27 protein-coding genes are annotated in these 22,886 nt (G+C 63.3%); 11 read left to right on the top strand and 16 right to left on the bottom strand.

The window, feature by feature from the left end; genetic code table 11:
* Positions 1 to 72: 72 nt before the first annotated feature.
* From ACE3PR_RS13930 to rpmG, 3 genes are all read left to right on the top strand, one after another.
* Positions 73 to 1,767 (top strand): S41 family peptidase, encoded by a 1,695-nt coding sequence (locus ACE3PR_RS13930; RefSeq protein WP_374372980.1) that lies wholly within the window; start codon positions 73 to 75, stop codon positions 1,765 to 1,767.
* A 62-nt stretch (positions 1,768 to 1,829) separates the two neighbouring features.
* Positions 1,830 to 2,489: a hypothetical protein gene (locus ACE3PR_RS13925; protein WP_374372978.1), complete on the top strand. Its 660-nt coding sequence runs from the start codon at positions 1,830 to 1,832 to the stop codon at positions 2,487 to 2,489.
* A 71-nt stretch (positions 2,490 to 2,560) separates the two neighbouring features.
* Complete coding sequence (gene rpmG, locus ACE3PR_RS13920) at positions 2,561 to 2,728, top strand: 50S ribosomal protein L33 (RefSeq protein WP_374372976.1); 168 nt, start codon at positions 2,561 to 2,563, stop codon at positions 2,726 to 2,728.
* A 63-nt stretch (positions 2,729 to 2,791) separates the two neighbouring features.
* Here the strand turns inward: rpmG and adhP are convergent, their stop codons facing one another.
* From adhP to ACE3PR_RS13905, 3 genes are all read right to left on the bottom strand, one after another.
* Positions 2,792 to 3,823, bottom strand: a complete 1,032-nt coding sequence (gene adhP / locus ACE3PR_RS13915; RefSeq protein WP_374372973.1) for an alcohol dehydrogenase AdhP — start codon at positions 3,821 to 3,823, stop codon at positions 2,792 to 2,794.
* 72 nt (positions 3,824 to 3,895) lie between these two features.
* Entirely contained in the window at positions 3,896 to 4,726 is an 831-nt protein-coding gene (locus tag ACE3PR_RS13910) for a 3-keto-5-aminohexanoate cleavage protein (protein ID WP_374372971.1), read from the bottom strand.
* A gap of 32 nt (positions 4,727 to 4,758) precedes the next feature.
* A complete protein-coding gene (locus ACE3PR_RS13905; protein WP_374372969.1) occupies positions 4,759 to 5,643 on the bottom strand; it encodes a squalene/phytoene synthase family protein in 885 nt (294 codons plus the stop codon).
* Positions 5,644 to 5,761: 118 nt separating this feature from the next.
* Between ACE3PR_RS13905 and ACE3PR_RS13900 the strand changes: the two genes are divergently transcribed.
* Together ACE3PR_RS13900 and ACE3PR_RS13895 are read left to right on the top strand one after the other, a co-directional pair.
* Positions 5,762 to 6,346, top strand: coding sequence for a urate hydroxylase PuuD (locus tag ACE3PR_RS13900; protein ID WP_374372967.1), 585 nt, complete (start codon positions 5,762 to 5,764; stop codon positions 6,344 to 6,346).
* Between the two features lie 212 nt (positions 6,347 to 6,558).
* Positions 6,559 to 7,185: a superoxide dismutase gene (locus ACE3PR_RS13895; protein WP_374372964.1), complete on the top strand. Its 627-nt coding sequence runs from the start codon at positions 6,559 to 6,561 to the stop codon at positions 7,183 to 7,185.
* A gap of 6 nt (positions 7,186 to 7,191) precedes the next feature.
* Here ACE3PR_RS13895 and ACE3PR_RS13890 read toward each other — a convergent pair whose 3' ends face one another.
* From ACE3PR_RS13890 to ACE3PR_RS13865, 6 genes are all read right to left on the bottom strand, one after another.
* The gene (locus tag ACE3PR_RS13890) at positions 7,192 to 7,572 is read right to left on the bottom strand and encodes an Mth938-like domain-containing protein (RefSeq protein WP_374372962.1); all 381 of its coding nucleotides are present in this window, start codon (positions 7,570 to 7,572) and stop codon (positions 7,192 to 7,194) included.
* A 12-nt stretch (positions 7,573 to 7,584) separates the two neighbouring features.
* Positions 7,585 to 8,523 (bottom strand): protein translocase subunit SecF, encoded by a 939-nt coding sequence (gene secF, locus ACE3PR_RS13885; RefSeq protein ID WP_374372959.1) that lies wholly within the window; start codon positions 8,521 to 8,523, stop codon positions 7,585 to 7,587.
* Between the two features lie 12 nt (positions 8,524 to 8,535).
* Positions 8,536 to 10,095, bottom strand: a complete 1,560-nt coding sequence (gene secD / locus ACE3PR_RS13880; protein WP_374372957.1) for a protein translocase subunit SecD — start codon at positions 10,093 to 10,095, stop codon at positions 8,536 to 8,538.
* A gap of 74 nt (positions 10,096 to 10,169) precedes the next feature.
* Entirely contained in the window at positions 10,170 to 10,568 is a 399-nt protein-coding gene (gene yajC, locus ACE3PR_RS13875) for a preprotein translocase subunit YajC (RefSeq protein ID WP_374372955.1), read from the bottom strand.
* Between the two features lie 136 nt (positions 10,569 to 10,704).
* A complete protein-coding gene (locus tag ACE3PR_RS13870; RefSeq protein WP_374372953.1) occupies positions 10,705 to 12,048 on the bottom strand; it encodes a lytic murein transglycosylase in 1,344 nt (447 codons plus the stop codon).
* An 84-nt stretch (positions 12,049 to 12,132) separates the two neighbouring features.
* On the bottom strand, positions 12,133 to 12,885 hold the full coding sequence (locus ACE3PR_RS13865; RefSeq protein ID WP_374372950.1) for a TSUP family transporter: 753 nt from the start codon (positions 12,883 to 12,885) through the stop codon (positions 12,133 to 12,135).
* Between the two features lie 111 nt (positions 12,886 to 12,996).
* Here ACE3PR_RS13865 and ACE3PR_RS13860 point away from each other — a divergent pair, with 111 nt between their 5' ends.
* The 3 genes from ACE3PR_RS13860 to ACE3PR_RS13850 all read left to right on the top strand — a co-directional run bounded on the left by ACE3PR_RS13860 (position 12,997) and on the right by ACE3PR_RS13850 (position 16,124).
* Positions 12,997 to 13,887 (top strand): LysR substrate-binding domain-containing protein, encoded by an 891-nt coding sequence (locus tag ACE3PR_RS13860; protein WP_374372948.1) that lies wholly within the window; start codon positions 12,997 to 12,999, stop codon positions 13,885 to 13,887.
* 96 nt (positions 13,888 to 13,983) lie between these two features.
* On the top strand, positions 13,984 to 14,895 hold the full coding sequence (locus ACE3PR_RS13855) for a DMT family transporter (protein WP_374372945.1): 912 nt from the start codon (positions 13,984 to 13,986) through the stop codon (positions 14,893 to 14,895).
* Positions 14,896 to 14,900: 5 nt separating this feature from the next.
* A complete protein-coding gene (locus ACE3PR_RS13850) occupies positions 14,901 to 16,124 on the top strand; it encodes an MFS transporter (RefSeq protein ID WP_374372943.1) in 1,224 nt (407 codons plus the stop codon).
* On the opposite strand, the gene ACE3PR_RS13845 is transcribed toward ACE3PR_RS13850, so the two are convergent.
* Genes ACE3PR_RS13845 through ACE3PR_RS13830 form a run of 4 tightly spaced genes read right to left on the bottom strand, consistent with a single transcriptional unit; the run spans position 16,091 to position 18,521 of the window.
* Positions 16,091 to 16,555, bottom strand: coding sequence for a DoxX family protein (locus tag ACE3PR_RS13845; RefSeq protein WP_374372941.1), 465 nt, complete (start codon positions 16,553 to 16,555; stop codon positions 16,091 to 16,093). The genes ACE3PR_RS13850 and ACE3PR_RS13845 overlap by 34 nt on opposite strands.
* A 12-nt stretch (positions 16,556 to 16,567) precedes the next feature.
* Positions 16,568 to 17,332, bottom strand: a complete 765-nt coding sequence (locus ACE3PR_RS13840) for a putative DNA-binding domain-containing protein (protein ID WP_374372938.1) — start codon at positions 17,330 to 17,332, stop codon at positions 16,568 to 16,570.
* Positions 17,316 to 18,179, bottom strand: a complete 864-nt coding sequence (locus tag ACE3PR_RS13835; protein ID WP_374372936.1) for a DUF692 domain-containing protein — start codon at positions 18,177 to 18,179, stop codon at positions 17,316 to 17,318. Before ACE3PR_RS13835 ends, ACE3PR_RS13840 begins: the two co-directional genes overlap by 17 nt.
* Before the next feature lie 54 nt (positions 18,180 to 18,233).
* Positions 18,234 to 18,521 (bottom strand): DUF2282 domain-containing protein, encoded by a 288-nt coding sequence (locus ACE3PR_RS13830; RefSeq protein WP_374372933.1) that lies wholly within the window; start codon positions 18,519 to 18,521, stop codon positions 18,234 to 18,236.
* Between the two features lie 196 nt (positions 18,522 to 18,717).
* On the opposite strand from ACE3PR_RS13830, the gene ACE3PR_RS13825 reads away from it, so the two are divergent.
* The 3 genes from ACE3PR_RS13825 (at position 18,718) to ACE3PR_RS13815 (ending at position 20,722) form a co-directional block, all read left to right on the top strand.
* Positions 18,718 to 19,272, top strand: a complete 555-nt coding sequence (locus ACE3PR_RS13825; RefSeq protein ID WP_374372930.1) for a sigma-70 family RNA polymerase sigma factor — start codon at positions 18,718 to 18,720, stop codon at positions 19,270 to 19,272.
* 10 nt (positions 19,273 to 19,282) lie between these two features.
* A complete protein-coding gene (locus ACE3PR_RS13820) occupies positions 19,283 to 19,921 on the top strand; it encodes an NrsF family protein (RefSeq protein WP_374372927.1) in 639 nt (212 codons plus the stop codon).
* A 102-nt stretch (positions 19,922 to 20,023) separates the two neighbouring features.
* Positions 20,024 to 20,722 (top strand): Crp/Fnr family transcriptional regulator, encoded by a 699-nt coding sequence (locus tag ACE3PR_RS13815; RefSeq protein WP_374372925.1) that lies wholly within the window; start codon positions 20,024 to 20,026, stop codon positions 20,720 to 20,722.
* 34 nt (positions 20,723 to 20,756) lie between these two features.
* Here the strand turns inward: ACE3PR_RS13815 and ACE3PR_RS13810 are convergent, their stop codons facing one another.
* The 3 genes from ACE3PR_RS13810 to ACE3PR_RS13800 are packed head-to-tail and all read right to left on the bottom strand — an operon-like array spanning position 20,757 to position 22,853.
* Positions 20,757 to 21,359, bottom strand: a complete 603-nt coding sequence (locus tag ACE3PR_RS13810; protein ID WP_374372922.1) for a CDP-alcohol phosphatidyltransferase family protein — start codon at positions 21,357 to 21,359, stop codon at positions 20,757 to 20,759.
* On the bottom strand, positions 21,359 to 22,150 hold the full coding sequence (gene pssA / locus ACE3PR_RS13805; protein WP_374372919.1) for a CDP-diacylglycerol--serine O-phosphatidyltransferase: 792 nt from the start codon (positions 22,148 to 22,150) through the stop codon (positions 21,359 to 21,361). The genes ACE3PR_RS13810 and pssA overlap by 1 nt, the downstream gene beginning before the upstream one ends.
* Before the next feature lie 16 nt (positions 22,151 to 22,166).
* On the bottom strand, positions 22,167 to 22,853 hold the full coding sequence (locus ACE3PR_RS13800; RefSeq protein WP_374372917.1) for a phosphatidylserine decarboxylase: 687 nt from the start codon (positions 22,851 to 22,853) through the stop codon (positions 22,167 to 22,169).
* Positions 22,854 to 22,886 lie beyond the last annotated feature (33 nt).

Genomic DNA, 22,886 nt, shown 5'->3' with positions numbered 1-22,886 from the left:
CCGAACAAACAAGGACCGGCAGCGCCCGCGGCGCTTGACGCGGTGCCGGGATTGTAGCGGATGCCAAACGGGTTGATCGCAAACACGGGTCTCAGCGTCACGGCGCGGCATGGCGCCCCGGCTGAATTGATGGGGGCTGAGTTGACGGGCGCTGGGTGGGCGGCGCTTGTGTCCTTCCGTTCCCGGAAATCCTTGCTGCCGATCCTGGCCCTCCCCCTCCTCCTCGGCATTGCCGGCTGCGCCAGCGATGCCGGCAGGACGCCGGGGGATATCGATGCCGCCCTCGATCGCGACATGATGGTCAGCGGCCTGGGTGACATCGACAATATCTACATCACCAAACCGCGTTTGAGCGATCTCACCCTTGCCGGCCTGCAGCAATTGTCCAGCCTGGACCCCGCCCTGAAGGTCGAAGGCGACGAGGACGATCTCAAATTGCTGTGGAACGATTCCCTGATCGAAGCCGAACATATCGATGACGGGAACGAGGCCGATGCCAAGAAATGGGGCCGCGCCGCCGCCGAGCTTCTGAAGGAAGCGCGGCTCAAATCGCCGGCCGTCGCCGAGGCCGGCAACGAAAAGGTCTACGAGACCGTCTTCACCGGCTTCATCGGCAAGCTGGACAGTTTCTCGCGTTATTCCGGGGCCGATGCAGCCAAGGAAGAACGCGCCGCACGGGACGGCTTCGGCGGCATCGGCGTGCGTATTTCGGTGGAAGACGACCAGGTGCGCATCACCTCGGTCATGCATTACACCCCGGCCGAGCGCCTGGGCCTGAAGCGCGACGACATCATCCTGGAGATCGACGGCGATTCCGTCGAAGGACTGACGCAGCAGCAGGTGGTCAACCTGCTGCGCGGCGAGGTCGACAGCCGGGTGCTTCTGCTGGTCGAGCGCGAAAGCAAGGACGAGCCGTTCGAAGTTTCGGTCAAGCGCGCCCATGTGGTGCCGGAAACCGTGAGCTACCGGCGCGAGGGCAATGTCGCCTATTTCCGCTTGTTCGGCTTCAATTCCGAAACCGCCAACAGCCTGAAGCGCGAGATGAAGGACGCCAAGGCGGAGATCGGCAAGAAGCTCAAAGGCTTTATCCTGGATCTCCGGGGCAATCCGGGCGGCCTGGTGCCGCAATCGGTCGCCGTCGCCAACATGTTCCTTGAGGAAGGCCGCATCGTCTCGATCCATGGCCGCCATCCGGACAGCCATCAATATTTCGAGGCCAGCGAAGGCGATGTCTCGGACGGAAAGCCGGTCGCGGTTCTGATCGACGGCAATTCCGCCTCGGCCGCCGAAATCGTGGCCGCCGCCTTGCAGGACAATGGCCGCGCCGTGCTGATCGGCTCCAACTCCTATGGCAAGGGCACGGTCCAGAACATCAAGACCCTGCCCAATCAGGGCGAGATCAAGCTGACCTGGGCGCGCTTCCATGCGCCTTCCGGCTACACCCTGCATCACCTCGGTGTGCTGCCGACGGTCTGCACCAGCGGCAAGGTCAGCGCCGACACGCTGCTGGCCGAGCTGCAATCCGGGCAATTGCCCCAGGTCCCCACGATGCGCCGCAATGCCGCCAAGCCGGACGATACCGAGGCGCTCGATGCGCTCAGGCGCATCTGCCCGGCACGGCGTGCCGAGGACCCGGTCGATCTGGAACTGGCCTTGCGCCTCATCGATCAGCCGAGCCTCTATGCCAGCGCGGTGGGACTTGCCCAGCCGCCCGATGCGGCACAACTCGACGACGCGGCGGAAGCGCTGCTGCCCTTCGTCCCCTGACCTTGGCCGACACCGAACCCGCAAAACGCCGCCATCCAGTCCGACCGACTGACGCCGCCGGATTGGTCCTGATCCGTGCCGCGCGAAAGGGCGAGCCGGAAATCCTGATCGGTCGGCGCCCGGCGCGCATGGGCTTCCTGCCCGGCATTCATGTGGTTCCCGGCGGCCGGGTCGATCCGGAAGATTCCCTGCCCAGCGGCTTTGCCAGCGCACCGCATCCTCAGATTGCCGCCGCCCTGGGCCGGCAGCCGGCAGCCTTTCTCCATGCCGCTCTTCGCGAGACCTTCGAGGAGACCGGCTTGCTGGTCGGTCGCCCAGCGGCACCGGAATCGGAAACCACAGGCGATTCCGAGCTTTGGCGCGCCTATCGGGTGGCGGGCCTGGCCCCGGATCTGGGAGGCTTCGATTATCTCTGCCGGGCGATCACCCCGGTCACGTCCAGGCGGCGCTTCAATACCCGCTTTTTCCTGGCCGACGGGGCCGGGGCTGTGGGCGAGCTTGCCGGGAATGGAGAGTTGGAGGATCTGGCCTGGTGCCCGGCCGCAAGGCTGTCCGATCTAAGGCTGGTCGACGTTACGGAATATGTCCTGGAGACCGCCTTGCGCCGCTGGCGGGACCGTATTCCGATCGGTTCTGAGCCGCCTAAATTATTGAATTATCGCAATAACATCATGAAGTTGAGTCAGCCCCGCCAAACCGGGCCGATGCGGGCCGCCCAATAACTTGACATTCGGGCGTTCCTCGCTATTTTGCGCCATCCTTTTGCCGAGAAACGTATTTTTGAGAGACCGCCATGGCCAAGTCCGCCACGATCCTGGTGAAGCTGGTGAGCAGCGCCGACACCGGATACTACTATGTGACCAAGAAGAACCCGCGCTCGACCACCGAGAAGCTGGAATTCCGGAAGTATGATCCGGTGGTGAAGAAGCACGTCGCGTTCAAGGAAGCCAAGATCAAGTAGGATCGGGCGACCGATAAGAGATTCGAAACGGGGCGCTACCCAGTCGGTAGCGCCCCGTTTCATTTAAGCGGCAAAATCGAGCACGATGCGGCCATCCACCCGGCCCGCCTTCAGATCGGCGAAGATTTCGTTGATGTCCTCCAGGCGCTTCTTGTGGATATGCGCCCTGACCTTGCCCTCGGCGGCAAAGGCGATCGCTTCGGCGAGGTCCTTGCGGGTGCCGACAATTGACCCTCTCAAGGTGATTCGCTTCAGCACCACGTCGAAGATGGGCGTCGGGAAATCGCCGGGCGGCAGGCCGACGAAGCTCACCGTGCCGCGGCGGCGCACATAGCTCAAAGATTGCGCGAAGGCCGCACGCGAGACGGCGGTCACCAGCACACCATGGGCACCGCCATCGGTTGCCTTTACCACCTGAGCCGCCGCATCTTCATCGGCCGCGTCGATCGCAAGATCTGCCCCCAGTCTCCGTGCGAGATCCAGCTTCTCGGTACCGATATCCAGCGCCACGACATGGAAGCCCATCGCCTTAGCGTATTGTACGGCGACATGACCCAATCCGCCGATGCCGGAGATCGCGACCCATTCGCCGGGACGTGCATCTGTTTCCTTGAGACCTTTATAGGTCGTGACACCCGCGCAAAGGATCGGCGCCATCTCCGCGAAATTGACCTTGTCGGGCAGGCGTCCGACATAATCGGCAACACCGATGACATATTCGGCAAAGCCGCCATTCACGCTGTAGCCCGTGTCGTGCTGGGATTCGCACAATGTCTCCCAGCCGGTAATGCAATGTTCGCAGCAGCCGCAGGCATCGTGCAACCAAGGCACACCCACCGCATCGCCTTCTTTCAGCCGCGTAACACCGGCACCCAATGCAGCGACGATGCCGACACCTTCATGCCCCGGAATAAAGGGCAGGTTTGGCTTCACCGGCCAATCGCCATCGGCGGCGTGGAGATCGGTATGGCAGACGCCGCTGGCCATCACCTTGATCAGAACCTCGCCGGGGCCTGGCGTCGGCACAGGCACCTGCTCGATCGCCAGAGGCGCACCGAACTTGCGCACGACGGCGGCTTTCATGGTTTTCGGCATCGCAACCTCCTTCACATTGGAGGCCATCATCACAGCGCAGCAGGGCCGCCGCCTTGATGCAAATCAATTGCGCTAGGCGGCGCGCAAGCCCAGCAAGGCGCGCGCTTCCGCCGGGCTCGCCGGATGGCGGTCATATTTGCCGCAGAGATCGGCGACGCGCTTCACCAATTCCGCATTGCTGGCAGCAAGACGGCCCTTTTCAAAATAGATATTGTCTTCAAGGCCCGTACGCACATGGCCACCGCGCTTCAGCGCCCAGTGATTGGCGTCGAGCTGCATACGGCCGATCGCTGCCGCCGTCCAGGTGGCATCCGGCAGCATTTCGGTGAGCTCTTCCAGCATGAAATCGACGATCTTTTCCCGCGCCGGCAAGGCGCCCGGAATGCCGAGCACAAATTGCACATGGGCCGGCCCCTTGAGAAGGCCGCGATCGACCAGAACCTTCGCGTTGTAGAGCATGGCGAGATCGAACAATTCGCATTCCGGCTTCACGTCATATTTCAGCATGTCGCCGGCGAGATCGTCGATCAGCTGCGGCGGGTTCTCGTAGATGATTGTCGCGAAATTGACCGAGCCGGTGGCAAGCGAGCCCATATCGGGCTTCAGCTTCAACGCCGCGCCGCGTTCCGAGGCCTCGCGGCCGCGACCGCCGGTGGAGAACTGGATGATCATGCCCGGGCAATGTTTCGCAATGCCCTCCTGCACCTGCCGGAACTTCTCGATGTCGGAGGAGGATTTGTCCTGATCGTCGCGGACATGGATGTGCACCAGGCTGGCACCAGCCTCGAAGGCTTCATGGGTGCTTTCGATCTGCTCGGCGGGCTGCGTCGGCAAGGCCGGGTTCTGTGCCTTGGAGGGCTGGCTGCCGGTGATGGCGACGGTGATGATGGCTGGCGTGCTCATGATGGCTGGCGTTCCATTCCCGAAAAAGTTTCTTAAAGACGTCCGGTCCAGCGCGCCAAAAGCAGCCGCCAGATATCCAGGCCGGACCCGGCGATTGCCCCGGGTCGAAAGGGATCGTAGCCGTGCCGACGCAGTCGCTCAAGCTGTGCCCGCGCTAGCCGGCCGGGAAAGAACGCCGCTGCCGCATCGGCCGGGCGCTTTTCGCGACGTGCTGAATCGAGCAATACCGCAGCCCGGTCGGCCACCTTTGCCACGACGCCGGGCAATTGCGCGTCCGGCTTCGAATCGCAGAGCCGGTCGAGCGAACTCTGCGCCGCCTGCATCTCGGCCAGCGGCAGGCGGATGATGCGCCGCCGCGCGAGATAGGGAGTGGCACGCATCAGGCCGACCAGGCCATAGGCGGTGCCGGCCTGGCGCGCGGCCTGGCGCAAGGCCGACGATGGATCGCGTCGGCAGATTTCGAGCGCGGCCACGGAAAGATTGCCGGCGGTCGCTGCGGCATAGGTCTCGAGTGCGGCAAGATCCGGCGGCGGCGCCGGATCGACATCGCCTTCACGCGCATCGAGCATCGCATTCAGGAGAGCCAGATCGAGCCTACGGCGACGGCTGATATCGCCCAAGGCCTGGACCAATTGATGGCGATGGCTGCGTCCGGCGGCGATGTCCCCCAAGGCATCGCGCCACCATTGCAGACGAATGAGGCCGAGCATCGGCTCGGAGACTTTTTCGGCGATGCCGGCGATCTCGGCGTTGAAGGCATAGAGTGTGGCGAGATCCGCGCGGAGATCGGCCGAGGCCGCCAATGCACATAAAAAGCGATCTCGGTCGCTCGCCCGCAACTCCTGCAGAGTGGCGGCGAGAGCGGTTTCCTCGCTCTGCCCCGGGGCTGAGCCGGCGTCTGGATTCGGGGGCGCCATTTTCACAGCATTCCCATAATTTTCCAATGGATTAGGGGGAATCAGTTTCTTCGGTTAAGGCCATCCTATAGAATGCGGCGCATAGCCACACCGCTTTTGCTTATCGAGGGGGATAGCCATGGGCAAAATTCTGGAAAACCTGCACCGCACGCTGGCGGCAGGTATCGTTCTCACCATCATCGTCTTTCTGATCATCAATCTCGGCAATTTCGATCCGGGCAGCTATTTTGCGTTCCTGTTCCGCTGGATCCATGTCTGGTTCGGCATCCTGTGGATCGGTCTGCTCTATTACTTCAACTTCGTGCAGATCCCGTCGATGCCCAAGATTCCCGACGAGCACAAGCCGGCGATCGGCAAGGTGATTGCGCCGACTGCCCTCTTCTTCTTCCGCTGGGCGGCCTTGGGCACAGTCGTGTTCGGCCTGCTGACCGCGATGCATCTTGGCTATCTGATCGAGGCCCTGACCTTCCAGCCGGGCTTCCTCACGATCGGCATCGGCATGTGGCTGGCGCTTATCATGGCGTTCAATGTCTGGTTCGTCATCTGGCCGAACCAGAAGAAGGCGCTGGGCCTGGTCGAGGCGGATGCCGACACCAAGAAAAAGGCCGCGCGCACGGCGATGCTGTTCTCGCGCACCAACACCATGCTGTCGCTTCCCATGCTCTATTGCATGGTCGCCTACCAGCAGGGCTATACCGGCTGATCTCAGCCACAATCACGACGACGAACGGGGCCCTGCGGGGCCCCGTTTTGTTTGGTAATTCCCTATTCTTTGTACGTGCCAATCCGCCGCGCCCGATGCGGAACCAATCGGTCATCGATCCGTTCTAGTCTGATAAATGCACGTTGCCGCGCTGCCCTCCCCGATGCGTGGCAATCGTCATTGAAACGCCCAATTCCCAAGGAAGGCACGCCATGACGACCCACAAACTCCCCGAACTGCCCTATGCCATGGATGCGCTTGCGCCGCATATCTCCAAAGAGACGCTCGAGTATCACTACGGCAAGCATCACAAGACCTATGTCGACAACCTCAACAAGATGATCGTCGGCACCGAATTCGAGAACATGCCGCTGGAAGAGATCATCAAGAAGGCGTCCGGCCCGATCTTCAACAACGCGGCCCAAGTGTGGAACCACACCTTCTATTGGAACTGCCTTGCGCCGAAGGCTGGCGGCGAGCCGGACGGCTCGCTGGGCGAAGCGATTCAGAAAAAATGGGGCCCGTTCGATACCTTCAAGGCCGAGTTCACCAAGCAGGCCACGGGCAATTTCGGTTCCGGCTGGACCTGGCTGGTGCAGAAAGCGGATGGCAACCTCGACATCGTCAACACCAGCAACGCCCAGACCCCGCTCACCAGCGATGCCAAACCGTTGCTCACCTGCGATGTCTGGGAACACGCCTATTACATCGATTACCGGAACAAGCGTCCGGATTACCTGAATGCGTTCTGGGAATTGGTGAACTGGCGCTTCGCCGCCAACAACCTGGCCGATGCCTCGGCCGACCAGGCCAAGACCATCCGCAAGGCCGGCAGGTAACGAGGCCTAGACGGCAATGAGGGCCGCCGCCACGCGGCGGCCCTCGGCCATCAGTACATTGTAGGTCCGCGCGGCGGCGCCGGTATCCATCGGCTCCATCACGACACCCTTGGCGCGTAGTTGCGCGCGCAGATCCTTCGGGATCATGGCCAGACGCGGGCCGCATCCCACCAGCAGAAGATCGATTTCCCCCGCGTCGGCCTGGGCCGCGACGGGGGCAAGGCTTTCGGCCGAAAGCTCAGTCATCATCGTGACTGACCAAGCGAGTGTCGCTTGCGGGAAGACCAGGACCGAACCCTCATAGACGGCACCGGCCACCCGGAAGCGACCATCGCCATAACTCTCGATGATCTGACGACCGGTCGGGATGAGGGGCGTCAGGTCCATCTGGATTCCCGATCAGGCCGAGGGCGAGTCGGCTTCCGCCGTCTTCGCCTTGGCACCGGGCCGCAGGTTTGCGTAGAGCAGGAGCGGCGTCGCCATGAACAGGGTCGAATAGGTGCCGATGGCGATGCCCCAGACCAGGGCGATCGAGAACCCACGCATCGCCTCGCCGCCCCAGATGGCGAGCGCGAGGACCGAAAGCATGGTCAAGCCCGAGGTAACGGTCGTGCGGCTCAATGTGGCGTTGAGCGAGAGATTGATCACGTCGCGCACATTCATGGTCTTGTAGCGGCGGAGTTCGTAACGGATCCGGTCGAAGACAACGACCGTGTCGTTGACCGAATAACCGGCGATGGTAAGCACCGCGGCCACGGTGGTGAGATTGAACTCGAGGCCGAGCAGGGCAAAGAGCCCAACCGTCGTCACGCAATCATGCACCAAAGCGATGAGCGCGTTGACGCCGTAATTCCATTCATAGCGGAACCAGATATAGGCCATGATGCCCCCCATCGCGAGCAGGAAGGCGATGAGCGCGCCTTCGATCAACTCGCTGCCGACCTTGGGCCCCACGGTCTCGGTGCGGCGGTATTCCCAATTGCTGCCGAGAGAGGCTTGCACCTTGGCGACGGCTTCCTGCGTCGCCGTCTCGCCGCCATCCTGTTGCGGAATGCGGATCAGCACCACATCGGGCGAGCCGAATTCCTGCAGCGACATTTCGCCAAGACCGAGGTTGTTGAGTCCGGAGCGCATGGCGCCGAGATCGGCACTCGCATCCGGGCTCTTTACTTCCATGACGATACCACCGGCAAAGTCGATGCCGAAATTGAGGCCCTTGGTCGCGATGAGGCCGATCGACCCCAGCACCATCACGATCGACAGCACGAAGGTGAATTTATGAAAGCGCAGAAAGTCGATGCGCGTATTGGCCGGCACCAGATGCAGTGGTTTCCACATGCGCCGTAACTCCTAAAGCGGCAGGACCTTGGGGCGCGCCTGGCGCAACCAGATCGAGGTGATGAGACGGGTCACCAGAACGGCGGTGAAGACCGAGGTGACGATACCGACCGAGAGTGTCACAGCGAAGCCCTTGATCGGCCCCGAGCCGAAGCCGAACAGGAACAAGGTCGAGATCAGGGTGGTGAGATTGCTGTCGATGATGGTGGTCTGCGCCTCGCGGTAACCCGCTTCCATGGCATTTACCGGCGAGCGGCCATTGCGCATTTCCTCGCGCACGCGCTCGAGGATCAGCACGTTGGCGTCAACCGCCATGCCCAGCGTCAGCACGATGCCGGCAATGCCGGGCAGGGTCAGCGTCGCCTGCAGCAGCGAGAGAATGCCCAGCAGCAACACCGCATTGAACAACAGCGCGATATTGGCAACGATGCCGAAAAAGCCGTAGAGCACGACCATCGCCACCACGATCATCACAATGGCGATGATGAACGCCAGCTTGCCGGCCTCGATCGAATCCGCGCCGAGATCGGCACCGACGGTGCGCTCCTCCAGCACGGTGAGCGGTGCCGGCAGAGCACCGGCACGCAACAGCAACGCCAGATTGTTGGCAGATTGGGCGGTAAAATTGCCGCTGATGATGCCGCTGCCGCCCAGGATCGCATCGCGGATCACCGGTGCGCTGATGACCTTGCCGTCGAGCACGATCGCAAAGCGCTTGCCGACATTGCGCGCCGTGGCGTCGCCGAACTTGCGGGCACCGATGGAGTCGAATTTGAACTGCACCACCGGCAGGCCACCTTCGAAGCTCTGCTGCGCATCGGTCAGGTTTTCACCGGAGACCAGCACGCTCCGCTGCACCCAGAGGCGCTGGCCTGCCGCCCCTTCGCCCTCGGCCATGGGCAATTGAATGGAGGTGGCAGCCGCCGTACCGGTGGATTCCGCCGTCTCGTCCACCAATTGGAAGGTCATCTTCGCGGTGGCGCCGATGAGCGCCTTCAGATTCTGCGGATCCTTGACGCCGGGCAATTGCACGACGATGCGATCTTCGCCCTGGCGGATGATGGTCGGTTCCTTGGTACCGGTCTCATCAATGCGGCGCCGGATGATCTCGATCGACTGATCGACGGCATGTGTCTTGGCCTGTTCGATCGCCGTATCCGAAAAAGCCAGCGTGACGCTGCCATCGGCGGCGATGTCGAATGCCATGTTGGTGGCGACCGGCGCCAGTGCCTCCCGCGCTCGCTCAGCCGCGCTGGGATCGGTCAACGTGACGACCACCTGATTGTCGCGGATGCCGAGGCCGGTATAGCCCAGGCTGGCGCCGCGCAAGGCCTGACGCACTTCACCCAAGGTACCTTCCAGCCGCTCCTTGATCAGCGCATTGGTGTCGACCTCGAAGAGCAGATGCGAACCGCCCTGCAGATCGAGGCCGAGGCTGACCGTGCGCGCCGGCAGCCAGGAGGGAATACGCTGCAACTGGCCTTCGCTGAAGAAGTTCGGCGCCACCGCATAGAGCCCGATGATCAGGCTGAGCAGGATCAGGGTGATCTTGAATTTGGAGAAATGCAGCATGTGACCTTCGGTGCTGGGCGACTTGCGCCAGAGGATCGAGGCCGCTCGCGATCGAGCGGCCTCGTCAGCTCAAATCAGGCGTCGTTGGCGCCGTTCTTGGTCTCGACCGTCTTCGCCTCGGCCTTCGCATCCGCCTTGGCGCCCTTGGCCGGCAGCGTGCGGTTGACGACTTCGCTCACCGCGGTGCGCAGAACGCGTACGCGCACATTGGCGGCGATTTCGACTTCGACCTCGTTCTCGCCATCGACCGCCTTGGTGACGACACCCATGATGCCGCCATTGGTGACGACCTTGTCGTTCTTCTTCAGCGAGGCGACCAGCGCCCGATGCTCCTTCATCCGCTTCTGCTGCGGGCGGATCATCAGGAACCAGAACACCACGAAAATGAGGACCAGCGGCAGAAAGCTCGCCAGCATATCGGTCCCGCCGGGGGCGGCACCGGCGGCCTGCGCATAAGCTTCGGAAACGAACATCGATATTCTCCCTGGAATTAATTGACCGTCAGGGTCCGGCACGCCGTCCCAACCCTCCCGAAAGGCGCGACTATAACCATCGGGCCCAGAAAAGCAATCTGGCCCTTTGCCTTGAATTACAGACGGTTAGCGGCAATCACCCAGCCGCGCGTCGGCGCATTTCCAGGAGCAGTGATTTGGTGGCGAATCCATCCGCCGGCAAGCCCGCCCGGGATTGGAAGAGACGGATGGCCTTGCGGGTCTTCAGGCCGATGACGCCGTCGACGCTGCCGCTCAAATGGCCAAGGTCCACCAGACGCTGCTGGATCTCCTCGCGCTCGGCCAGGCTGAGCTGCGGCTCGTCGACGGGCCACTTCCCCTGAATGCCCGAACCACCCATGACCCGGTCGCCGAGATAGGCCACCGCGAGGGCATAGGAGGTCGAGTAATTGTATTTCAGGATCGCCTTGAAGTTCTTCGTGGTGAGGAAGGCCGGGCCCTTATGCCCCGCCAGCAGCAGGATGGCGGTATCGCCCGACAAGGCCGGCAGGGCCTGGCCGTTCACCCGTTTCACCCCCAATTGCTGCCAGTGGCTGACCGGCTTTTCGATGTCGAGCTCGGCTTCCTGATAGGGGAACCCGGCCGGCAGCTTTACCTCGAAGCCCCAGGGTTGCCCGCGCTGCCAGCCATCGCGCACCAGATGATTGGCGGTGGAGGCGAAGACATCCGGCATCGAGGTCCAGAGATCCGGAGCGCCCGAACGGTCGCGATCGACGGCAATGGTGAGGTAGTTCGAGGGCAGGAACTGGCTATGCCCCATCGCACCGGCCCAGGAGCCGATCATGTCCTGGGGCGCGATCTTGCCGCCGGCGGCGATCTTCAACGCGGAAAGCAGCTCGGTGCAGGCGAAATCCTTGCGGCTGGTGCCGTAGCCAACATTGGAGAGCGCTTCGAACACGTTGACGTCGCCGAAATTATTGCCGAAATCGGTCTCGATGCCCCAGATCCCCATCAGGATGTTGGGATTGGTGCCGAAATCGCGCTCGATCTCGGCCAAGAGCGCGCGGTTCTCGGGCAGCCTGGCCTGGCCCTTGGCGATGCGTTCGGGCGAAACCGCCTTTTCGAGATAGGTCCAGACCGGCGTCACGAATTCCGGCTGCTTGCCGGCGCGGTCGCGGATGCTGGGGTTTTCGTAGACGCCGGCAAAGGCGGTGCGCACCACCTTCTCCGACTGGCCCTGATGCAAAGCATAGGCACCGAAGCGCGCCACCCATTCTTCATAGCTCGCGGCCTGTTTGGGACAGGAGGTCTGGTTGATCGCCGTGATGTCCGGAACATTCACGGCGGCGGCCGGCGCCGTTTCCGCCGCAGGTGCCGGCGCATTCTCGGTGGGTGCTGCCGCCTGGGCCTGCGGCGGTGGCGGCGAGGCACATCCAGCCATCAGCACCGTCGCCAGGATTGTGGCGGCGCTCCAGCGCCCCTTGCTGCGATTAACAGACATCTCGCTCACCGAACCCGAATCATTTGTTGAAAGGTGTGGCGAGAATACGGGCAGACCGGCGGAAAGTCACCTGTTTATGGGCACTTAGCCGATCAACATGACAATCCCACGGATGGCGCAAATACCGCCCACCAGGGCGGCCAGCCAGCGCGTCCAAAGCTGGAAGGCGCGGTTGCTGAGGCGCTCGATCACCAGTCGCGCGAGGCTGGTCCCGGCAATGGCCGTAGCAATTGAGATGGCGAAGATCCAAACCGGGACGTCGCTCGCGATTTCGCCGGCATTTGCGACCAGCAAGAAATAAGCGAGCTTCAGCAGATGCCCCAAAGTCTGGGAGCACGCCTTGGTGGCGACGATCTGGCGCCGGTCGAGATCGGTGCGAAAAAAGAAGATGTCGAGAAGTGCCCCGGAGACACCGGCCACGACATGGATGCTCATCACCACAAAGCCCAGGCAAAACGGGGCGAGAGGCCGGCGGATATCGGGGGCGAGGCGCGCCGGAATGGCCAGGGCGAGGAACGGGATGATGCCGAGGCCGATATAGACCCAGGCGGTCGGCGGCTGGAAGCTGATCCAGGTAAGGATGCCGAACGCGACCAACGAGCCGGCGAGATAGCCGGGCAGAATCTGCCAAAGGACATAGCGATGCCACAACACGGCGCGCCACCCGTTCGACGTCATCTGCGTCACGGCATGCAGGCTCATCGCCGCCGGCACGGGCAGGACCACCAGTAGTAGCGCCAGCAGAATGAGCCCGCCCAGCATGCCGAAAATGCCGGAGAGGAAGGAGGTCGAGAGCACCGCGGCGATGACGGCGAAAAGGGTTGCGAGGGTGCCCATGGATGACTCGGGAATTGCCGGTGGGGTGGCGTCAGGAGTGCCATTCCGGCCCTGTTCGCGCCAGCGCCAATATGCCAGACTAGGCCAATATTAGATTGGGGTAGGATTGAAATGACGCCATCGCTGAAAGGCCTGAAGGCGGTTGAGGCTGCCTTGCGCTTGGGCAGTTTCGTGGCCGCAGCGAACGAACTCAACGTGACGCAAACGGCGATCAGCCGCCTGGTGAAGCTGGTCGAAGGACAACTCGGCCAGCGCTTGTTCGACCGCCAGGCCAACAGCCTGACGCCCACCCCCGCCGGACGCAGCCTGGCGCCGCTGCTGGAGGATGCCTTCCGGCGCCTCGATGCGGCGGTCGACACGGTGCGCCGGGCAACACCGCCGGGCCTCTCGGTCGCGATCGGCCCCACCTTTGCCATGCGCTGGCTGATCCCGCGCCTGCATCTCTTCCAGATGCGGCATCCCGGGATCGAGGTGCGGCTGGTGACTGCGATCGAAGACGACATCACGTTGCGGCAAGACTGGGCCGCCACGATCCGCCTCAGTGCCGCTCCCCTGCCCGGCTTGCTGGCCGAGCGGCTTTTCTCGGCGGCCCTCATTCCCGTGGCCGCCCCTCAGGTCGCCGCGACGATCAAGCGGCAGAGCGACCTCATCCACCACACGCTGCTGGAGGTCTCGCATGCGCCCCAGGCCTGGCCGCGCTGGCTCAGCGAAAGCGGTCTCGACCCCGCGCGCTTCCGTCGGCGCCTTTCTTTCGACTATTCGACCTATGCCATTCAGGCGGCGCTCGACGGGCTCGGCATCGCCTTGGTACGACCGCCTTACGTCCAGGACGATCTCGATGCCGGTCGTCTGGTGCGCCTGTTCGATCTCGCTTTGGTGGATCCCGGCAAGGCCTGGCACCTGATCTATCGCCCGGAGGCTCTCACCGATCCGCCCTTTGCGGCCTTTCGAGATTGGCTGCTGGCGGAAGTCCAGAACAGCCAAAGCACAGCCGCCGGGTGAGGCCGTCACCGCTGCGTGCATATCTGCCATGAGGCGCGCCAAGCTTGCGCGCTCGGGCGGCCTCTTTATGCTGCCGCGGCAACAGGGGAGAACATCATGTCGACGTCGCCGGCAGGCTCGCAACACGCCAACGCGCAACGCTTGGGAACTTTGCTCGTGGTGGGTGCGGCGATCTGCTGGAGCCTCGGCGGCCTCATCGCGCGGCAGATCAATCTCGATCCCTGGACCATCGTCGCCTGGCGCGGCACCATCGCCGCCATCAGCCTGCTTCTCTTCCTGCTGCTCCGCGACCGCGGCAATACTTGGGCCCTCTTCCGCAACATGGGATTGGGCGGCATCGGCGTTGCCATCTGCTTCGCCGCCGCCTCGATCTCGTTCGTGATCGCGCTGCAGCATGCGACGGTCGCCCTCATCCTGGTCGTGCAATCGACGGCACCGCTGATCGCCGGGCTCATCGCCTGGGTCTGGATGGGTGAACGTTTGGGCTGGGCGCGCATCGCCGCCATGGCGGTAGCTTTTGCCGGCATCCTGCTCATGGTCGGCAAGGCCGAGGGTCATGCCGATGCGATCGGGCTGACACTTTCCGGTGTCATTGCCGTGAGCTTTGCTTTCGCGACGGTGCTGACGCGGCGCTTCGCTCACGTGCGGATGACCCCCGCCACCTGCCTCGGCACGGCTTTCATGGGCCTGGCCGGGTTTCTGATGGCAGGTCTGGACGCGCTTCAGATCAACCTCGTCGATTTCGGCTATCTGTTCCTGTTCGGCGCGGTGCAATTGGCGATCGGCCTCATCCTCTTCACCACCGGCGCGCGGCATATTCCGGCGGCACAGGCCGCTCTGCTATCGCTGGTGGAAACCGTTCTGGGCGCCTTCTGGGTGTTCCTGTTCCTCGGCGAGAACCCCGGAATCTATGCGCTTTACGGCGGCGCGCTGGTGATCGGCGCGGTGGCAGCCAACACGCTCTACGACCAGCGCCGGGTGCAGCCGCAGCCGCTCAACGTCGCCTGATCATCATGAGCACGACCGCCAGCATTCTCCTCCGCGCCCTCGGCCCCTTCGCCGCCGGTTATTTTGCGTCCTATCTCTTTCGCGTCGTCAACGCCGCCATCTCCGACGACCTCATTGCCGAGCTTGGCCTCAGCAATACCGATCTCGGCCTGATGACGGCCATGTATCTCTACGGCTTCGTGCTGTTTCAATTGCCGCTCGGCCTGCTCCTGGACCGCTTCGGGGCGCGTCTGGTGCAATCCTGCCTGCTGCTGGTCGCCGCGATCGGTGCCATCTGGTTCGCGCTCGGCGAAGACACGACCAATCTCGCGATCGCGCGCCTGCTGATCGGCATGGGATTGGCAGGCTGCCTGATGTCGGCCTTCAAGGCCAATGCGATGTGGCTGCCCGCGGAACGCCTGGCGCTCGGCAATTCAGCCGTCATCACCTTTGGTGCCCTCGGTTTCCTGGCCGGGACCTACCCCGCCAATTTCCTGGCAGGTGTCATCGGCTGGCGTGCCCTCTTCGTCTGCCTCGGCATCTTCATTCTCGCCATCGCGGCGACGATCTATCTGGTCGTGCCGAAGCGGCCCGACGATCACCGGCCGGTCGCTTTCAAGGAGCAATTGGCCGGTTATTGGCAGATCTTTCGCGATCCCGTCTTCTGGCATGTGGCGCCGATGGTTGCAGCCCTCTCCGGTGCCGCGATCGCGATCCAGACCCTCTGGGCAACGCGCTGGATGACGGATGTGCGCGGTCTCGATCAACATGCTGCCAATCAGCAATTGATGATCCTGGGACTTGCCTTTGCAATCGGATCTTTATCGACCGGCTTCATCGCCGATCGCCTGCAACGCCGCGGTATCGGCTTGAAGGCGGTGATCGCAGGCACCTTTGTCATTTTCAGCGCGACCCAGATCGCGATGATCTTCGCCCTCCCCGTGCTGTTGCCGCTCATCTGGATGGCCTTCGGCTTTACCGGCCAGACCGCCAATCTCGGCTATGCGACGCTGGCCGGCCATTTCGGGCGCGAACTTGCCGGACGCGCGCAATCGGCGGCGAATTTGCTGCTGTTCCTGGCCTCGGCCCTGTTCCAATCCGGCATCGGCTGGATTCTCGACCAAGCCGGCGCGGACCGGCAGAGCGGCTATGCGATCGCCTTCGGCGGGTTGCTGGTGTTTCAGCTTGCCGCCCTCCTCTGGTACCTGATGGGGCGCTATGCCATCCCCCGGCCGAAAGGCGCCGGCTGAGCCGTCCCCATCTTCAGCTTGAGAAGATGGTCGAGAGAGAAACGCCCGGCGCCGAACTTTATCAGGCAGAGCAGCGCCACGGCCCAGACCGCATGGGTGTCGAAGGCGTTGGGGTAGACGAAAATCTGGATCACCGCCGTCATCCCGAACAGCGCCAGCGCCGCGTAGCGCGTGCCGAGGCCGAGGAATAGCAGGAACGGCATGCTGAGTTCGGCGCCCATCGCCAGGGGTGCGGCCAGTTCCGGCGGCAGGAACGGCAGGCGGTATTCGCTTTCGAACAGCGCCAGAGTGAGGCCGCTCTCCCAGCCATCCAGCTTCAGTAAGCCGGAGCGCAGGAAGATGGCACCGATGCCAAGCCGCGCCAGAAGGACAACGAGATCGGCGGGAACAAGACCGAGCAAGCCGTTGAGACGTTGAATGCGGGCTATCATGATGAGCAACTCCTAGCTGGATGGTTGGACCAAGCGATATCCGGTGACGGCACCGGCGCGGAAAAGAAAGGCGAGAGCGGCCGTGAGATCGAAAGCGGCATCCGACGCCGCGGCGGCATCGCCCAGATTGTCACCCGCTTGCAGGCGCGCGATGAAACGCAGGATATCGCGTGGAACGGGATGGACCTGGACCGAGAGATGCGGCCGCACGATCAGCGCGCTTTCCGCCGGCAGATCTGCCGGTATCGGCTGCGGCTCGGCATCTTCGACATTGGTCCGCCAGATCGAGACGACTGGAAAGTCCGAGGGCAAAAGCGCCAGGCTGGGATGGAGGCTGAAACTTAGTCGCGCCATCTCGTCCGGTGCCATCGCAGCCAACCCGGCAAGATCCACCGGTACGGTATCGGCAGCATGCGCCGCCGTGTGGCACGACCATTCCAGCAGCGCCACGTCCGGCAGATAGGCGAGATGCCGGACCGGCGCGAAGCTGCGCAAAAAACCCGGCAGAGCGCCGCCATATTCCATCAGCACCGGCGAGGCCGGTGGATGCACCACGATAAACTCCCGGGCGAGATGATGGAAGAAATCCGCGCCGACGAGCCGGTGGATCGCGGGAAAACGCGCCTGCAGGAGTGCGCTCAAACTGGCAAAGATATGATTGCGATGAACGGCAAAACGGCTGGCGGGCGACACGTCTGGGCGCGCGATGAGTCCGGCCGGTGGAACGGAGCGGCGATCCAGCAAGGCAGCCGCGAAATCATCACGCGATGGCGGCAAGACGGCCTCCAGGCTGCGATAGATCGAGAATGCTTTGGGCGCTGTGCGCTTCGGCTGTCAGTTCCGCCCAGGCCGGCAGATCATTGTCCCATTCGATCAGGACCGGGACCGGCGGCATCACCGCGACCGCCTCGGCAAAGAGCTGCCAGACGGCATCCGCGACCGGTGCGTTATGCGCATCGATCAGCAGGACATCGCCATCCGCATCCACCTGCCGTGCATGGCCGGCGAGATGAATTTCACCAACCTGCCACAGTGGAAACGCGGCGAGGCTGGCCCATGGATCGGTCCCGGCATTGATCGCAGAGACATAAAGGTTGTTGATATCCAGCAACAAGGCGCAGCCGCTGCACGCCGCCAATTGCGCCAGAAATTCCGGCTCGCTCATTTCGCTCTCGGCGAAACCGAGATAGAGCGAAGGGTTCTCGATCAGGATCTGCCGGCCGAGCGCTTCCTGCGTCTCGACGACATGATCCACCATGCGCGCAAGATTGCGTTGCGTGTAGGGAAGCGGCAGCAGATCGTTGAAGAAATGCCCGCCATGACTGGACCAGGCGAGGTGTTCGGAAAACCGGAACGGCTGATAGCGATCAATGAGCCCGCGCAGGCGCTCAAGATGTGTCCGGTCGGGACGTGTTTCACCCCCCAAGGAAAGGCCGACGCCGTGAAACGAGACCGGCAGAATTTCGCGCACCAGCGTCAGATAATGATGCTGCGGGCCACCGGCGCAGAGATAGTTTTCAGGATGCACCTCGACGAAGGCAACATCGCGCGGATTCGCCAGAGCATCATTGTAATGCTGCGGGCGCAAGCCGATGCCGGCCTGGGCTTGAAGCCCGGCCGGCATCGGAACCATGCCATCGATCTGGGGAGGGACCATGGGCGGCACGGCAATGACCAATCAGGATTCGATCGGCTTCAGGGAACCAGCGCGGGTATTGCCGTCGGGCAAGGTCACCATCGTGGTTTCGCAGGAACCAGCCGGCACCAGTTTCCAGGCAGCCTTGTCGTAATCGACCTTGGAGGTGCCGGCGCAGGAATTTCCACCGGTCGAGGCGCAATCGTTCTGACCGGCCAATGAGATGCCATAGCATTTCTCGGTACCCTCGGCGGCGGCCGGGCCGGCAGAGAGAGCAAGCGCGGAAAGGAGAGAGCCGGCAATGGCGAGACCGGCAGTGCGACGATTCATGGGGTTCCTCACGATTGAAGTTGGGCCGGGATCGGCTTACAGGGAGTTACGCCGCGCTCGTCGGGGGCGTTACAGTACCGGCCGCCATAATCCAGCGACCGGTGGATGGGCGGTTTACCGGCCGCACACCCTGCGGCATCATGGCTTGGGAAAAAGTGTAACAATCCTGGCCGGGCGCCGAAGAAGGGGGAAAGGCGTGAGTGATTTGGAGCAAGAACTGGCGGGTTCGATGCGGGTTGCCCTGGCTGGCGACGAGGCCGCGTATCGCCGTTTGCTCGGCGCCTTGGCGGGTCTGCTGCGGGGCTGGACCCGGCGTGAATTGTCGCGCCAGGGTTACGATGTCGCGGATGCGGAGGATATCGTGCAGGAAACGTTGATCGCCATTCACCTGAAGCGGGCGACCTGGGATAGGGAACGGCCGATCCTGCCCTGGCTGCGCGCGGTGAGTCGGCACAAGATGATCGACAGCCTGCGCCGCCGCGGTCGCCGGGTGATGGTGCCGATCGACGATTTTGCCGAATTCCTGCCGGCGCCGGAGCCGGAGGAGACGCTGACCTCGGACGCCCTCGACAAGCATCTCGCGCAATTGCCCAAGGGCCAGGAAAAGGTGGTCCGCTCGATCTCGGTAGAGGGCCTCTCGATCAGCGAGACGGCACAGAGATTGACCATGAAGGAAGGTGCCGTGCGCGTCGCCTTGCACCGGGGGCTGGCCGCCCTCGCCAAGGCCGCGCGCAGCGGCGAGATAACATGAAGCAAATGACATGAAGACCGACCAACTCATCGACAGCCTGGTGGCCGATCAGGACCGCAAGCCGCTCCGCGCCGGGCATGGCATTCTCTATGCCCTGCCCCCGGCGATTATCCTGTCGATGATGATCTTTGCCTATTTCCTGGACATGCGCCCGGACCTTGCCGACGCCCTTGCCACCTGGCGCTATCTGCTCAAGGTGCTGATGGCGGCGCTCATCGCCGTCACGGCCACGGTCTTCGTCCTGCATCTCGCCAACCCGCTCCATGCGCCGCGTGCGGCCTTCCGCTTTCTCCCCTTGCTCGCCTTGCCCTTGCTGGCCGGTTTTGCCGCCGAAGGCTCGCTCCTGGCGCGCGAGCAATGGGCGACGGCCGCTTTAGGGCAGCAGCCCTATTTCTGCCTGATCTTCGTGCCGCTGCTCTCGCTGGCACCACTCGTTGCGACACTCTGGGCCATCGGCCGGGGGGCCCCGCAATCGCCCCTGGCCGGCGGTGCCGCGGCGGGGCTGGCCGCCGGCGGCATCGGCGCCCTGATCTTCGCCATCCATTGCGACAATGATTCGCCGTTTTATGTCGCGATCTGGTATCTGGGAGCCATCGCCATCGTGACACTTCTGGGTGCCCTCATTGGCCGGCGCTACTTGCGCTGGTAGTGTTCCCGTAGAGTTCCATCGCGACGCAGGCGCGCGCCCCGGTTGGCGCCGCCGCATGTTTCGATTATGCTGCCCGCCATGGGAACGACTCAGACACAAATTGTGGAACGGACTCTACGCACCTTTTCGCTGCTGGAGGGCCTGTCCGAAGCCGAATTGAAGGCACTCGAAGGGCGCTGCCGCTGGCGCATCTACGAGAAGGGACAGACCATCCTCGACAAGGGCGCCACCTCGCGCGACGTGTTCTTCGTCCTGCGCGGCTCGGTTGCGGTGGTGACGTTTTCCCCGACCGGCAAGGAAGTCACCCTGGCGACCGTAAAGCCTGGCGAATCCTTCGGCGAGTTGGCGGCGATCGACGAGCAGCCCCGCTCGGCCAGCGTGACGGCGATCGAAAAGTCGGAATTGTGCATCATGCCGCCCGACACTTTCGTCGAGTTGGTCCGCACCAATGCCGCCGTCTCGTTCCATCTGATGCAGCGCATGGCGCGCCTGGTCCGGCAAAGCGGCCTGCGCATCATGGAGCTTTCGACGCTGCAGGCCGCACAGCGCGTCTATGCCGAATTGCTGCGCATGGCCCAGCCTGAAGCGGCCGTGCCCGGCCTCTGGGTCGTGCGCCCCCTGCCGCCGATGCACGAGATCGCCGGCATGACCAGCACCACGCGCGAAACGGTCAACCGCGCCATCAGCCAGCTTTATCCGAGCGGCCTCCTGAAGCGGAAGGGCCGCAATCTCTATCTGATGGACCGCAGCAAGCTGGAAGAACTGGTCCAGACCCTGCAGGCGCATCACAATCACAAGTAGGCGCGTAAGCGCGCCGTCACAAATAAGCGCGCCGTCAGCGGCGTAGCATGTCCAGCGTCGTGACCACGCGGCTGGCCGTCGTTGCCCAGCAGAGCGCGCCGAAGATCCAGGCCAGCAAGGCGAAATGCCCGGGCAACAACAGCATCAGCACGAAGACGAAGATCGTCTCGGTCCCTTCCGTGAGGCCGCCGATATAGGCGATGCCCTTGCGTGGGGTGGCGGCAGCACCGCCATGCCTGGCAGCGAAGATGGCATGGGCCAGAAAGCTGGTCCCGGTGCCCACGAAACTGAGGATGAGAAAAGCCGCTGCCAACGCATCCGCCGGATCGCGCCAGGCAAAGGCAAACACGAACAGCGCGTAGAACAGGAAATCGAGGACGATGTCGAGATAGGCGCCGCGATCGGTCGGCGCGGAGAGACGCGCCAGCGCCCCATCGAGGCCATCGCAAAGACGGTTCCCGAAAAGAAGAAACAAGGCCAAGACGCGCCAATCAGCGGCGATTGCAGCAGCGGCGCAAAGGCCGAGAGCGAACCCGAACCACGTCACGGCATCCGCGGCGATGCCTTGTCTGGCGAGCCTGGCTGCCACGCGTTCCAAAACCGGATCGATGCGCCGGCGAACGGCGCGATCCAGCATCAGTCGTGATCCATGTCGACGCTGTTTTCGACCGGCGCGTTGGCCGGCCGTTGCGCCTGCAGGCGATGGTGAGTCTGATAGGCGACGGGGATGGTGCAGATATAGGCCAGCAAGGTGAAGAACAAGGTCGCCCAGGGCAGGCTCACCAGCAAGGAGGCATAGATCGCCACCGCCGTCATGGTGGGCAGCACCAGACGCTGGCTTATGCGTACCCGCTTGAAGGAGAAAGTCGGCAGACGGCTCACCGCGAGCCCCGCGACACCGATGATGACCAGCCCCACGAAAGCCGGCGAGCGCAGGAAGGTGAAGCCAAATTCCAGCCAGGCGATGAGCGGCATCAGCACAAGGCCGGCGGCAGCCGGCGCCGGAACGCCGGTGAAGAAGCGGCTGTGCCAGGCGGGGAGATCCGCATTGTCGAGCTTCGTATTGAAGCGGGCGAGGCGCAACGCCATGCAGGCGCTGAAGGCAAGAACCAGGGCCCAGCCGACGCCTTTCACTTCCTGCGTGCTCCACAGGAACATGATCACCGCGGGTGCCACGCCAAAGCTCACAAAATCGCTCAGGGAATCGAGCTCCGCGCCAAATTTGCTGGCGGAATCGAGGAGGCGCGCGATACGACCGTCCAGGGCGTCGAAGACAGCGGAGATCAGAATCGCAATAACCGCGTAATCCCAGCGTTCGAGCAGCGCAAAGCGGATGCTGGTGAGCCCCGCGAAGAGCGCGCAGAGCGTCAGCATGTTCGGAATGAGGCGGTTGATCGAATGGTCGCGCAGGCGATGGCGTCGAATCATCCTACTCTCCTATCTCTCAGCGCATCTCGCCGAGGCGGGTGGCTTCTTCAGAACGCAGATCGGCGAGGACAGTTTCACCGGCAATGGCAATCTGGCCGACACTGACCAGCGGCTGCACGCCATCGGGCAGATAGACATCGACGCGGCTGCCGAACCGGATCAGGCCGAAACGTTCGCCGGCCTTCAGGCGCTGGCCGACCTGGGTCCAGCAGATGATGCGCCGCGCCACCAGACCTGCGATCTGCACCGTGCAGATATCCTGGCCGTCGGCGGTCCGCAGAAGCAGGGATTGCCGCTCGTTCTCGTCGCTGGCTTTGTCGAGGGCCGCATTGACGAACTTCCCCGGGCGATAGGCGCTGGCCATCACCTCGGCATCGATCGGGGAGCGGTTAACATGCACGTTGAAGACATTCATGAAGACGCTGATGCGTGTGCGCGGGCGCTGGTCGAGGCCGAGCTCGGCCGGGGGCACCGCCGGCTGGATCATCTGCACGACACCATCGGCCGGACTGATCAGCAGGCCGGGGCGCGTGGGCGTCACACGGTCCGGGTCGCGGAAGAAATACGCACACCATAGCGTGAGAACGGCACCGGCAAGGCCCAGCGGCATCCAGAGCCACCACAGCAGAATCGTGACGGCGGCAAAGATGCCGATAAACGGCCAGCCGGCGCGGTGGATCGGGCAGAGGACTTTTGGCGTCAAAATAGGCTCTCTTTTCCATGCGGCACCTTCGGA

It is taken from the genome of Dongia sp., assembly GCF_041909655.1.
Lineage (GTDB): Bacteria > Pseudomonadota > Alphaproteobacteria > Dongiales > Dongiaceae > Dongia.
The sequence above is the reverse complement of the archived record's forward strand: the minus strand, read 5'-3'. Positions and strand labels throughout refer to the sequence as shown.

What these genes read in the sequence shown, in the direction of transcription:
- ACE3PR_RS13850 (WP_374372943.1), top strand. Translation starts at nt 14,901, where the DNA reads ATGAGCACGACCGCCAGCATTCTCCTCCGCGCCCTCGGCCCCTTCGCC.
- adhP (WP_374372973.1), bottom strand. Translation starts at nt 3,823, where the DNA reads ATGCCGAAAACCATGAAAGCCGCCGTCGTGCGCAAGTTCGGTGCGCCT.
- ACE3PR_RS13910 (WP_374372971.1), bottom strand. Translation starts at nt 4,726, where the DNA reads ATGAGCACGCCAGCCATCATCACCGTCGCCATCACCGGCAGCCAGCCC.
- rpmG (WP_374372976.1), top strand. Translation starts at nt 2,561, where the DNA reads ATGGCCAAGTCCGCCACGATCCTGGTGAAGCTGGTGAGCAGCGCCGAC.
- ACE3PR_RS13835 (WP_374372936.1), bottom strand. Translation starts at nt 18,179, where the DNA reads ATGCCGGCCGGGCTTCAAGCCCAGGCCGGCATCGGCTTGCGCCCGCAG.
- ACE3PR_RS13905 (WP_374372969.1), bottom strand. Translation starts at nt 5,643, where the DNA reads ATGGCGCCCCCGAATCCAGACGCCGGCTCAGCCCCGGGGCAGAGCGAG.
- ACE3PR_RS13810 (WP_374372922.1), bottom strand. Translation starts at nt 21,359, where the DNA reads ATGCTGGATCGCGCCGTTCGCCGGCGCATCGATCCGGTTTTGGAACGC.
- secF (WP_374372959.1), bottom strand. Translation starts at nt 8,523, where the DNA reads ATGTGGAAACCACTGCATCTGGTGCCGGCCAATACGCGCATCGACTTT.
- secD (WP_374372957.1), bottom strand. Translation starts at nt 10,095, where the DNA reads ATGCTGCATTTCTCCAAATTCAAGATCACCCTGATCCTGCTCAGCCTG.
- ACE3PR_RS13860 (WP_374372948.1), top strand. Translation starts at nt 12,997, where the DNA reads ATGACGCCATCGCTGAAAGGCCTGAAGGCGGTTGAGGCTGCCTTGCGC.
- ACE3PR_RS13890 (WP_374372962.1), bottom strand. Translation starts at nt 7,572, where the DNA reads ATGGACCTGACGCCCCTCATCCCGACCGGTCGTCAGATCATCGAGAGT.
- pssA (WP_374372919.1), bottom strand. Translation starts at nt 22,150, where the DNA reads ATGATTCGACGCCATCGCCTGCGCGACCATTCGATCAACCGCCTCATT.
- ACE3PR_RS13900 (WP_374372967.1), top strand. Translation starts at nt 5,762, where the DNA reads ATGGGCAAAATTCTGGAAAACCTGCACCGCACGCTGGCGGCAGGTATC.
- ACE3PR_RS13830 (WP_374372933.1), bottom strand. Translation starts at nt 18,521, where the DNA reads ATGAATCGTCGCACTGCCGGTCTCGCCATTGCCGGCTCTCTCCTTTCC.
- ACE3PR_RS13895 (WP_374372964.1), top strand. Translation starts at nt 6,559, where the DNA reads ATGACGACCCACAAACTCCCCGAACTGCCCTATGCCATGGATGCGCTT.
- ACE3PR_RS13820 (WP_374372927.1), top strand. Translation starts at nt 19,283, where the DNA reads ATGAAGACCGACCAACTCATCGACAGCCTGGTGGCCGATCAGGACCGC.
- ACE3PR_RS13865 (WP_374372950.1), bottom strand. Translation starts at nt 12,885, where the DNA reads ATGGGCACCCTCGCAACCCTTTTCGCCGTCATCGCCGCGGTGCTCTCG.
- ACE3PR_RS13845 (WP_374372941.1), bottom strand. Translation starts at nt 16,555, where the DNA reads ATGATAGCCCGCATTCAACGTCTCAACGGCTTGCTCGGTCTTGTTCCC.
- ACE3PR_RS13870 (WP_374372953.1), bottom strand. Translation starts at nt 12,048, where the DNA reads ATGTCTGTTAATCGCAGCAAGGGGCGCTGGAGCGCCGCCACAATCCTG.
- yajC (WP_374372955.1), bottom strand. Translation starts at nt 10,568, where the DNA reads ATGTTCGTTTCCGAAGCTTATGCGCAGGCCGCCGGTGCCGCCCCCGGC.
- ACE3PR_RS13855 (WP_374372945.1), top strand. Translation starts at nt 13,984, where the DNA reads ATGTCGACGTCGCCGGCAGGCTCGCAACACGCCAACGCGCAACGCTTG.